11 protein-coding genes are annotated in these 10325 nt (G+C 71.9%); 9 read left to right on the top strand and 2 right to left on the bottom strand.

The window, feature by feature from the left end:
• The 6 genes from VLF38_RS06565 to VLF38_RS06540 all read left to right on the top strand — a co-directional run.
• Positions 1-969 (top strand): ABC transporter substrate-binding protein (locus VLF38_RS06565; protein WP_325270477.1); only part of this gene is annotated, 969 nt, incomplete at its 5' end.
• Positions 966-2009, top strand: coding sequence for an iron ABC transporter permease (locus VLF38_RS06560; RefSeq protein ID WP_325270476.1), 1044 nt, complete (start codon positions 966-968; stop codon positions 2007-2009). The genes VLF38_RS06565 and VLF38_RS06560, both read left to right, overlap by 4 nt.
• On the top strand, positions 2006-3046 hold the full coding sequence (locus VLF38_RS06555) for an iron ABC transporter permease (protein ID WP_325270475.1): 1041 nt from the start codon (positions 2006-2008) through the stop codon (positions 3044-3046). The genes VLF38_RS06560 and VLF38_RS06555 overlap by 4 nt, the downstream gene beginning before the upstream one ends.
• Complete coding sequence (locus tag VLF38_RS06550; RefSeq protein WP_325270474.1) at positions 3043-3879, top strand: ABC transporter ATP-binding protein; 837 nt, start codon at positions 3043-3045, stop codon at positions 3877-3879. The genes VLF38_RS06555 and VLF38_RS06550 overlap by 4 nt, the downstream gene beginning before the upstream one ends.
• Before the next feature lie 24 nt (positions 3880-3903).
• Positions 3904-4461, top strand: a complete 558-nt coding sequence (locus tag VLF38_RS06545; protein ID WP_107699887.1) for a DUF5998 family protein — start codon at positions 3904-3906, stop codon at positions 4459-4461.
• Positions 4458-5564 carry an alkaline phosphatase family protein gene (locus VLF38_RS06540; protein WP_325270473.1) on the top strand — a complete coding sequence of 369 codons (1107 nt, stop codon included), beginning with the start codon at positions 4458-4460 and terminating at the stop codon, positions 5562-5564. Before VLF38_RS06545 ends, VLF38_RS06540 begins: the two co-directional genes overlap by 4 nt.
• Before the next feature lie 16 nt (positions 5565-5580).
• On the opposite strand, the gene VLF38_RS06535 is transcribed toward VLF38_RS06540, so the two are convergent.
• Positions 5581-6234 (bottom strand): thymidine kinase, encoded by a 654-nt coding sequence (locus tag VLF38_RS06535; protein ID WP_325270472.1) that lies wholly within the window; start codon positions 6232-6234, stop codon positions 5581-5583.
• Positions 6235-6310: 76 nt separating this feature from the next.
• Here VLF38_RS06535 and VLF38_RS06530 point away from each other — a divergent pair, with 76 nt between their 5' ends.
• The gene (locus VLF38_RS06530) at positions 6311-7321 is read left to right on the top strand and encodes an aldo/keto reductase family protein (protein ID WP_325270471.1); all 1011 of its coding nucleotides are present in this window, start codon (positions 6311-6313) and stop codon (positions 7319-7321) included.
• A 40-nt stretch (positions 7322-7361) separates the two neighbouring features.
• Positions 7362-8228 carry a sulfurtransferase gene (locus tag VLF38_RS06525; RefSeq protein ID WP_325270470.1) on the top strand — a complete coding sequence of 289 codons (867 nt, stop codon included), beginning with the start codon at positions 7362-7364 and terminating at the stop codon, positions 8226-8228.
• On the opposite strand, the gene sepH is transcribed toward VLF38_RS06525, so the two are convergent.
• Complete coding sequence (sepH, locus tag VLF38_RS06520; RefSeq protein ID WP_325270469.1) at positions 8194-9144, bottom strand: septation protein SepH; 951 nt, start codon at positions 9142-9144, stop codon at positions 8194-8196. The genes VLF38_RS06525 and sepH overlap by 35 nt on opposite strands.
• A gap of 89 nt (positions 9145-9233) precedes the next feature.
• On the opposite strand from sepH, the gene VLF38_RS06515 reads away from it, so the two are divergent.
• On the top strand, positions 9234-10325 hold a 1092-nt coding region (locus VLF38_RS06515), incomplete at its 3' end, for a ferrochelatase (protein WP_325270468.1).

Genomic DNA, 10325 nt, shown 5'->3' with positions numbered 1-10325 from the left:
TCCGAGGACACCTCCGACAACGCCGCCACCGAGGGCCTGACGAAGGCCGAGGCCGGTGCGTTCCCGACGACGGTGAAGCACGTCTACGGCGAGACCACCATCGAGGCCGAGCCCAAGCGCGTCGTCGCCCTCGGCTGGTCCGACGCCGACACGGTCCTCTCCCTCGGCGTCGTGCCGGTGGGTGCCTCCACCCACTCGTGGGGTGGCACCAAGGAGGGCTCGACCATCTGGTTCGACGAGGCCCTCGAGGAGATCGACGGTGCCGAGGCCCCGACCCGCATCGACGACACCTCCAACGCGATCTCCGGTGCCGTCGCCGACATCGCCAAGCTCCAGCCCGACCTGATCGTCGCCACCAACTCGGGCATGACGAAGGCGGAGTACGACAAGCTCTCCAAGCTGGGTGTCCCGGTCGTGGCCATGCCGGGCAAGGCCTGGATGACCACCTGGACCGAGAGCCTCGACATGATCGGACAGGCGCTGGGCCGGACCAAGGTCGCCGACGAGGTCGAGGCCGACGTCAAGGAGGAGTTCGAGGAGGCCAAGGAGGAGTACGCCGGCCTCCAGGGCAAGTCCGCGTTCGTCTCGTGGATCGACCCCAAGGACACCTCCGCTGTCGGCGTCTACGCCGACAGCCGGGGCACCGTCCTCGAAGAGGTCGGGCTGGTCATGCCCGCGTGGGTCGAGGCCGCCACCAAGGGCGAGGCCTACGGCACCGTCTCCGCCGAGCGCGCCGCCACCCTGAAGGCGGATCTCGCTCTCGTGACCGCCGAGTCGCAGGCCGACGCCGACACGATCAGCAAGGACAAGCTCCTCGCGAAGATCCCGTCGTTCGCGGCCGGCACCGTGTGGTGGGACCTCCCGGACCACTCGACCGCCTACTCGCTCGACGTCGCGACCGCGCTGTCGCTGCCGTACATGGTCGACCACCTGCTGCCCGAGCTCGAGAAGACGCTCGAGGCCAAGTGACGCACGACCTCGCCCTGCCCGGGGCGAGCGCGGGGCACCCCTCAGGGGGTGCCCCGCGACCCACCCGGGTCGTTCCCGTCAAGGCCATCGCCGTGCTCGCGGCTGTGGCCTTCGCGGCGTTCGTTCTCTCGATCTCCGTCGGCTCCGTCGGCATCGTCGCGCCGTGGGCCGCCTTCGACCCCGAGCACCCGTCGTACGCCGTGGCGGCTGCCCGCTTCGAGCGGACGCTCACCGGCTGTGCGGTCGGCGCCGCGCTCGCGCTCTCGGGCGCGCTGCTGCAGGGCCTGACCCGCAACCCCCTGGCCGATCCGGGACTGCTCGGCATCACCTGGGGTGCCACCATCGGCATGGTGCTGGCCTCGGTCGTGTGGAGCGTCGGCACCCTCTCGGGCTACCTCTGGTTCTCCTTCCTCGGCGCTGCGGTGACCGGTCTCGGCGTTCACCTGCTCGCCTCGCTCGGTGGCGGCGCCGCAACGCCCGGCCGCCTCGTGATCGCGGGAGCAGCCGTCTCGGCCGCGTTGAGCAGCTGGACCACGGCGCTCCTCCTCACCGACCACGAGCGGTTCAACACGATCCGCTTCTGGATGGTGGGTGGCCTGGGCGCCGGCTACGACGCGCTGCTGACCGTCGGCCCGACGCTGCTGGCCGGCCTCGTCCTGGGCCTGGCCGGCATCCGGCTCCTGGACATGCTCGCCCTGGGCGACGACCTGGCGCGCGGCCTGGGCCGCAACGTCGTGCGCGACCGCCTCGTCGTGGGCCTCGCTGTCGTGCTCCTCGCCGGCTCGGCGACCGCCGCCGCCGGCCCGATCTCGTTCGTCGGACTGATCGTGCCGCACGCGGTGCGCGCGACCGTCGGCTCCAGCCACGGGCGGCTGCTGCCGCTCACGGTCGGCTGGGGCGCCGTGCTCGTCATCGCCGCCGACACGGTCGGCCGGATCATCGCGCCGCCCACCGAGGTGCAGGTCGGCATCATGACCGCGCTGGTCGGTGTCCCCGTCTTCTTCGTCATGATCCGTCGCGGAGCGGGGGTTCGGTCGTGACCGTCCTCGCCCCTGTCCCCGTCGACCAGGTCGAGGCCGTGCGTGCTGCCCGGCGTGCGCCGCGTCGCCGTCTCCTCCTCGTGTGGGTGGGCCTCACCCTTGCGACGCTGGGCGCCTTCGTCGCCCGCGTGCTTCTCGGCGACTACACGTTCACCGTGCCCGACGCGATCGCGATCGTCTTCCAGGACAAGCAGATCCCGACGGCGACCTTCATCCTCATGGAGACCAAGCTGCCACGCGCCGTGCTCGCGGTGCTCGTCGGTGTGGCCTTCGGCGTCGCCGGTGCCGTCTTCCAGGGTGCCCTGCGCAATCCGCTCGCCTCGCCCGACATCATCGGCGTCGGCATGGGAGCGAGCGCTGCCGCGACCTTCGCCATCGTCGAGCTCGGTGCCGAGGGCACGGAGGTGGCGCTCTGGGGTGCCGGGGGAGCGATCGCGATGGCGGCCCTGGTCCGGGTCGTCGGCGGCTCGGGCAACCAGCTGATTCTCGTCGGCGTCGGCGTGACCGTCGCCCTGCAGGCCTTCATCCAGTACCTCTTCACCCGCGCTGACGAGTACGACGCCCACATCGCGCTCCGCTGGCTGACCGGCTCGGTCAGCGAGGCCACCTGGGAGCAGATCCAGCTCGTGACGATCGGTCTGCTCGTCCTCCTGCCGCTGATCGCGGTGATGACCAGGAGCCTCGGCATCGCCGAGCTCGGTCCGGATCTCGCGACCGGACTCGGCGTCGGGCCGCGGCGTACGGACCTCGTGCTCCTGCTCGCGGTCCTGCTCGTGGCGATCGGCGTGGCCGTCGCCGGCCCGGTCTCCTTCGTCGCGTTCCTGGCCGGGCCGATCGCCCGCGCCCTCAATGGAGGACGGCGCACCCTCGCGGGCGCCGGCCTCGCCGGCGCCCTGATCGTGGTCGCTGCGGAGTACCCCGCCGACTACCTCTTCCCCGACGTCAATTACCCGGTGGGTGTCGTGACCGGTGCGCTCGGCGCGCCGTTCCTGCTCTGGCTGCTCGCCACCGGTCGCGCTGGAAGGAGCGCCCGATGACTGACACCCTGACCCCTGTGGACACCACCACGACCCGCCCCGCCACCTCGCGCCTCGCTGCGTCCGCCCTCTCGCTGGGGTACGCCGAGCGGGCGGTCGTGCGCGACCTCGACCTGGCCGTGCCCGACGGCAAGGTGACCGTGATCGTCGGCGCCAACGGGTGTGGCAAGTCGACGCTCCTGCGCGGCCTGGCCCGGCTGCTGAAGCCGTCGGCCGGCTCGGTGCTCCTCGACGGGCGCTCGATCCACGAGCAGCCGAGCAAGGAGGTCGCTCGCCGGCTCGGGCTGCTGCCGCAGAACCCGGTCGCCCCCGAGGGCCTCACCGTCGCCGACCTGGTGGGCCGCGGGCGGCACCCGCACCACGGGCCGTTCCGCCGCTGGTCGAGCGAGGACGACGTCGCTGTCGCGCGGGCGCTGGAGATGACCGCCACCCTCGACCTCGCGCGCCGGCCCGTCGACGAGCTCTCGGGCGGCCAGCGCCAGCGCGTCTGGATCGCGATGGCGCTCGCCCAGGAGACCGACCTGCTGCTTCTCGACGAGCCGACGACCTACCTCGACGTCGCGCACCAGGTCGAGGTGCTCGACCTCCTCGTCGACCTCAACGCCGCCCGCGGTGCGACCGTCGTCATGGTGCTGCACGACCTCAACCTCGCCGGCCGGTACGCCGACCACCTGGTCGCCCTGCGCGACGGCTCCGTCGTCGCGGCGGGTGCCCCGGCGGAGGTCGTGACTCCGGAGCTGGTCCGTGACGTCTTCGGGCTCGAGGCGCAGGTCATCACCGACCCCGTCTCGCGGACGCCGCTCGTCGTCCCGCTGGGGCGTCACCACCGGTGATCCGGGCGTGACAGACTCGCCCCCATGGCAACAAGCAGCTTGAAGCGCGCGATCGAGCGCACCGGGTACTACCCCGAGGTGGTCTTCGACGGCGTGGCCACCGCGGTCGCGGGCGAGGAGATCGTGGACTTCCACGTCCACCACGAGCCGACGATCGAGCACGACGAGGTCCGCCGCCACATCACCGTCGTCGTGCTGACGCCGAGCCGGCTGATCCTGGCCCACACCGACGAGCACGGCGGCGACGACCTGTTGCCGCACCCGTACACCTCGACCTCCACCGAGGCGATCGCGCTGAGCTCGGTGAAGTCGGTCGTGGTGACGCGCATGGTCACCAACCCCGACCGCGGCGCGCAGCCCGCAGCAGAGGCGGTCCTCACCATCGGCTGGGGCGGCGTCGGGCGCATCGACCTCGAGCCCGCCGGCTGCAACGACCCCAACTGCGATGCCGACCACGGCTACACCGGTGTGCTCGCCTCCGACGACTTCTCGCTGCGGGTCTCGGCGGCCGCCGAGGGCCAGGACGAGGTCGACCGGCTCCTCGCCTTCGCCGCCTCCCTCTCGGCCCACACCCAGGGATGACGCTGCAGCTGCCCGCGTACGGCGAGCGGTCCATCGCCGACGTCGTGCCCGCCGTCGCGCAGGCGCTCGGCGTGCGGCTCGGGTCAGAGCCCTCGGCGCTGACCCTGCCGCCTGCCCCGGCGTACGTCGTGCTGCTCGTCGACGGCCTCGGCCAGCAGCTGCTCGAGCGCTACGCGCACGCCGCGCCGTACCTCACGTCGCTGCGTGGCGCCACGGGCACCGCAGGTGTCCCGTCGACCACCGCCACCTCCCTGACGTCGCTCGGCACCGGCCTGACGCCGGGCCAGCACGGCCTGGTCGGCTACACCGCCCGGGTGCCGGAGACCGGTGAGCTCCTCAACCACCTGCAGTGGGACCGCGACGTCGACCCGCTGGCCTATCAGCCGCACGAGACGGCGTTCGCGCAGCTCTCCGCCCTCGGCATCTACGTCTCCGCGGTCAACAAGGCGCAGTTCGCCACGTCGGGCCTGACCCGCGCGGCGCACCGTGGCGCCGCCTACCGCGGTGCCGACACGCCCGGCGACCGCCTGGCGCAGGTCATCGAGGCGGCGGACGGACCCTCGTTCACGTACGTCTACGACGGCGAGCTGGACAAGGTCGGCCACCAGTACGGCGTGGCCTCGGCCGAGTGGCTGGTCGAGCTGCAGCTGATCGACGAGTTCGCCGAGGACCTGCGCTCGGCCCTGCCCCGCTCCGTGCGGCTCCTCGTCGTCGCCGACCACGGGATGATCGACTCGCCTGCCTCGTCGCGCCTGGAGCTGGACAAGCTCGGCCACTTGCGCCGCGGGGTCTCGCTGGTCGGGGGAGAGGCGCGCTTCCGCCACCTCTACGTGAAGCCCGGCGCTCTCGACGACGTGCTCGCCGCCTGGCGCGAGGAGCTCGGCGACCGTGCCACGGTCCTGTCGCGCGACGAGGCCGTGGCTCGCAGGTGGTTCGGGGAGGTCGAGGCACGCGTCTCGGGCCGCCTCGGCGACGTGATGGTCGCCTGCCACGACGACGTCGCGATCTTCTCGACCCGCGACTTCCCCCGCGAGCAGCAGATGGTCGGCCTGCACGGCTCGCTCACCCGCGACGAGATGGAGATCCCCCTCCTGATCGGCTGAGCCTCGTCGGCTGAGGTCAGCCGAAGGGCAGCGGGTCGGGCGCGAGCGAGACCGCCTTGGCACGCGCGGCGGTGAGGCCGCGGCGGTGGTGCTGGCGGCAGAGCACCTCGTAGCCGACCCGCACCGACGGGTCGACCGTCGACTCCACGTCGCCGACGACGACCTGGTCGCCCTCGGTGACCATCGAGCCGTTCTCGGTGCGGGCGTTGTGGGTCGCCTTCTTGCCGCACCAGCAGAGCGCCTCGACCTGCAGCACCTCGGTGCGGTCGGCGAGCTCGACCAAGCGCGCCGAGCCGGGGAAGAGACGCGTGCGGAAGTCGGTGAGGATGCCGAAGCAGAAGACGTCGATCTGCAGCTCGTCGACGATCTTCGCCAGGTCCTCGACCTGGCGCGGCGCGTAGAACTGGGCCTCGTCGCAGATCAGGTAGTCGATCCGCGCTCCGGCGGTCAGCGACTGCACGACGTGCTTCCAGAAGTCGAACTCCGGGTTGACCTCGACCGCTTCGTGGGTGAGGCCGAGGCGCGAGGAGAGCACGGCCTCGCCCGCTCGGTCGTTGGTGGTGAAGATCAGCCCGACCCGTCCCCGCGCCGCGTGGTTGTGGTTCGTCTGGAGGGCGAGGGTCGACTTCCCTGCGTCCATGGTCCCGGTCCGGAAGATCAGTTCAGCCACGGGGGTGAATCATGCCAGTCCCGCGTCGCGCCGATCGCCACGCAAGCGGTTGCGAGGCTCGGGCAGACTGGCCGCCATGGACTTCAGGTACCTCGGCAACAGCGGCCTCAAGATCTCGGAGATCACCTACGGCAACTGGCTCACCCATGGCTCCCAGGTCGAGAACGACGTCGCCACCCGGTGCGTACGCGCGGCGCTCGACGCGGGAATCACCTCGTTCGACACCGCCGACGTCTACGCCAACACCGCGGCAGAGAGCGTCCTGGGCAAAGCACTGAAGGGCGAGCGGCGCGAGTCGCTCGAGCTCTTCACGAAGGTCTACTGGCCGACGGGGCCCGGCGGGCCCAACGACTCCGGCCTCTCCCGCAAGCACATCATGGAGTCGATCAACGGCTCGCTGAAGCGCCTGAAGACCGACTACGTCGACCTCTACCAGGCCCACCGCTACGACACCGAGACGCCGCTCGAGGAGACGATGCAGGCCTTCGCCGACGTCGTACGCCAGGGCAAGGCGCTCTACATCGGCGTCAGCGAGTGGACGGCCGACCAGCTCCGCGCCGGCCACGCACTGGCGAAGGAGCTCGGCATCCAGCTGATCTCCAGCCAGCCGCAGTACTCCATGCTCTGGCGGGTCATCGAGGACGAGGTGGTCCCTGCCTCGCGCGAGCTCGGCGTCTCGCAGATCGTCTGGTCGCCCATCGCCCAGGGCGTCCTGAGCGCGAAGTACCTGCCGGGCACCCCGCCTCCGGCCGGCTCGCGCGCGATGGACGACAAGGGCGGCGCCGGCATGATCGAGCGGTGGATGAAGGACGACGTCCTCACCGCCGTGCAGGGGCTCGTGCCGATCGCGGCGTCGGTCGGCCTGACTCCGGCGCAGCTCGCGGTGGCCTGGGTCCTGCAGAACGACAACGTCGCCTCCGCGATCGTCGGCGCCTCGCGGCCCGAGCAGGTCGAGGAGAACGTCAAGGCTGCCGGTGTGCGGCTCGACCCCGCGGTGATGGACGAGATCGAGAAGACGCTCGCCTTCGTCACCACGCGCGACCCTGCGAAGACCGCTGAGGGCGCGCCGAAGAAGCGGCCTACCTGAGCTGCTTGGTTCCCAGCCGGATCGGTGGAGACTTGGGGGCATGAGCAGCTCACCCCTGGTCTCCGCCGACGGACTCCGCGCGCTACTGGTCACGGAGCGCCCGCCGGTCGTGCTCGACGTCCGCTACCGCATGGCGTCGACCACGCCGGGCTTCGAGCTGTACGCCGCGGGCCACATCCCCGGAGCGGCGTACGTCGACATGGACGCCGACCTGGCGGCACCGCCCGGTGAGGGCGGCCGGCACCCGCTGCCGGATCCGGCGGTCTTCAACGCGGCCATGCAGCGCAGTGGCGTGGGCCTCGAGAGCCCTGTCGTCGTCTACGACGACTGGGCAGGCCATGCGGCTGCCCGGGCCTGGTGGCTGCTGCGCCACTACGGCCACCGCGACGTGCGCGTCCTCGACGGCGGTTGGTCAGCCTGGCAGGCCGCCGGGGGAGAGGTCGAGACCGGTGAGAGCACCCCGCTGCCCGGTGACTTCCACGGGGCGCCGGGCTTCATGCGGGTGGTCGACGCCGACGGCGCCGCCCGGGTGGGTCGCGAGGGCGTCCTGATCGATGCCCGCGCACCGGAGCGCTACCGCGGCGAGATCGAGCCCGTGGACCCGATCGCCGGGCACATCCCCGGAGCGGTCAACGTCCCGACCGCGCGCAACCTCGACAACCACGGGCACTTCCGCGACCCGCATGAACTGGCCGCGCTCTACGGCGAGGTCGGCGCGCTGATGCGGTCGGGTGACGAGAGCGGTGTCGACGACAGCCCACCCGACGTGGCGGTCTACTGCGGCAGCGGCGTGACGGCGTGCCACAACATCATTGCGCTGGAGCTGCTCGGCGTGCCGGCGGCGCTCTATGCGGGGAGCTGGAGCGGCTGGATCACTGACCCGAGCCGGACGGTCCACCGAACATGATCTCGTCCCAGCTCGGGACCGAGGCACGACCGCGCTTGTTCTTCGCTGCAGGCTTGCGGGCGGGCTCCTCCGCCTCGGCAGCCGGCTCGGGCTGGCGCTCGGTGCGCTGCTCGGGTGCCTCGCCGAGCGGAACCTCATCGCGTGAGCGCGCTGCGGGGGCGGAGGGGGCCGCGGGCGCAGCAGGGGGAGCAGCCGGCGTCACCGGAGCCTGGGCGACCGGCGCCTGGGGCGGGTCCGTGATCACGGGGACCGTCGGCTCGGTGTCCTCGACCGGGGCGAGCCGGCGCTCGCGCGCCTGCTGCAGGTCGTCGCGCTGGGGCGCGACCGGCGAGGTCTCGAGGGCGTCGCCGATCAGCCACCGTGCGTCGTCGTTCTCGGTGAGGACGTAGTTGCCGGGGACGTCGAAGGCGAAGCGGGCCTGGCCGGCGCGCGCGTCGCAGAGGAACTCGGCGGTCAGCACCCAGCGGCCGTCCTCGCGGCGCCAGGCGTCCCACTCGACGTCCTCGGCGTGGACGCCGTGGGGGCGGAGCTGGAGGGCGACCGCGTCGCCGAGGTTGCGGGCACCCGACTCGGCAGTGCCGCGGCGGCGGACCGCACCCTTCTGCGCCCGCTGGGCCATGTGCTCACGCTCGGCCAGCACCGGGCCGGCGTACGTCATGATCCGGTCGACCGAGGTGCCGGCGGCCTGGGCGACGGACTCGGCGGACTCGCCGGCCCGGATCCGGGCCTGGATGTCGCGCGGACGAAGCGTGGATTCCATCTTCTTCTCCCTCGGGCCGGGGCCTGTGGTGCGGTCATCGCGGAGCGCGGCGCGGAGCCGGTGATCGACGTCGAGCTCGAAGCCGTTGCCGGCTCCGTCGGTCATGACCAGACGCCGACCGTCATCGCTCAACCCCGTGAGCGAGAGGTGCTGCATCGTGATGATCCTTACAGGCTGGCCAGGACAGTGGGTTGCCGACAGTCGTTGTTCCCGAACCCTACGCCACGTCTCTCTACGATGGGGGCATGCAGCACGACCCCTCGCCGTACGACGCCATCCTCCTCGTCTCGTTCGGTGGCCCGGAGGCGCCCGACGAGGTGGTGCCCTTCCTCGAGAACGTCACCCGCGGCCGCGGGATCCCGCGCGAGCGGCTGGTCGAGGTGGGCGAGCACTACTTCCACTTCGGAGGGAAGTCGCCGATCAACGACCGCAACCGCGAGTTCCTCGCGGCCGTGCGCGAGGACCTCGCCGGCGACGGCCTCGACCTCCCCGTCTACTGGGGTAACCGCAACTGGGCTCCCTACATCGGCGAGGCGCTCGAGCAGATGGCCGCCGACGGCGTGCGGCGTGCGGCGGTCTTCTTCACCTCCGTCTACTCGTCGTACTCGAGCTGCCGGCAGTACCGCGAGAACCTCGCCGACGCGCTCGGTGGCCTGCCTGAGGGGACTGCGTCGGTGCAGCTCGACGTGCTCCGTCGCTCGTTCAACCACCCGGGCTTCATCGACGCCATGGTCGACGCGACCCTGGCCGCCATCGCTGACCTCCCCGATGCCGCGCGCGAGACTGCGCACCTCTCCTTCGTCACCCACTCGATCCCGCTCGCGATGAACGAGGCGAGCGGTCCCGACGGCGGTGCCTACGAGCTCCAGCACCGCAGCGTGATGGAGGAGATCGTCGAGCGGGTCCGGCTCGAGACCGGCCACCGGTTCCGCCACCAGCTCGTCTACTGCTCGCGCTCGGGGGCCCCACACGTCCCGTGGCTCGAGCCCGACGTCAACGACCACCTGGCCCAGCTCGCCGAGCAGGGGAGCCCGGCGGTCGTCGCGATCCCGATCGGCTTCGTCTCCGACCACATGGAGGTGGTCTGGGACCTCGACACCGAGGCGGCGGCGACCGCCGAGAAGCTCGGCCTCACCTACGTGCGGGCAGCCACGGCCGGCATCGACCCGCGCTTCGTCGCCATGGTCCGCCAGCTCGTGCTCGAGCGCGCTGCGGTCGAGCGCGGTGTGCCCACCGCACGCCCGGCCGAGGGCGGCCTGCCCCCGTGCTGGGACCGGTGTGCCCCGGACTGCTGTCGCAACCTCCAGCAGGGGGAGCGGCCCGCCGTCGGTGGAGTC

Source organism: Nocardioides sp. (assembly GCF_035481145.1).
Lineage (GTDB): Bacteria > Actinomycetota > Actinomycetes > Propionibacteriales > Nocardioidaceae > Nocardioides.
This window is presented reverse-complemented; position numbering and strand designations above follow the sequence as displayed.

Bases quoted from the DNA above. Each gene is read 5' to 3' on its own strand.
- VLF38_RS06530 (WP_325270471.1), top strand. From the start codon at position 6,311: ATGGACTTCAGGTACCTCGGCAACAGCGGCCTCAAGATCTCGGAGATC.
- VLF38_RS06545 (WP_107699887.1), top strand. From the start codon at position 3,904: ATGGCAACAAGCAGCTTGAAGCGCGCGATCGAGCGCACCGGGTACTAC.
- VLF38_RS06525 (WP_325270470.1), top strand. From the start codon at position 7,362: ATGAGCAGCTCACCCCTGGTCTCCGCCGACGGACTCCGCGCGCTACTG.
- VLF38_RS06550 (WP_325270474.1), top strand. From the start codon at position 3,043: ATGACTGACACCCTGACCCCTGTGGACACCACCACGACCCGCCCCGCC.
- VLF38_RS06540 (WP_325270473.1), top strand. From the start codon at position 4,458: ATGACGCTGCAGCTGCCCGCGTACGGCGAGCGGTCCATCGCCGACGTC.
- sepH (WP_325270469.1), bottom strand. From the start codon at position 9,144: ATGCAGCACCTCTCGCTCACGGGGTTGAGCGATGACGGTCGGCGTCTG.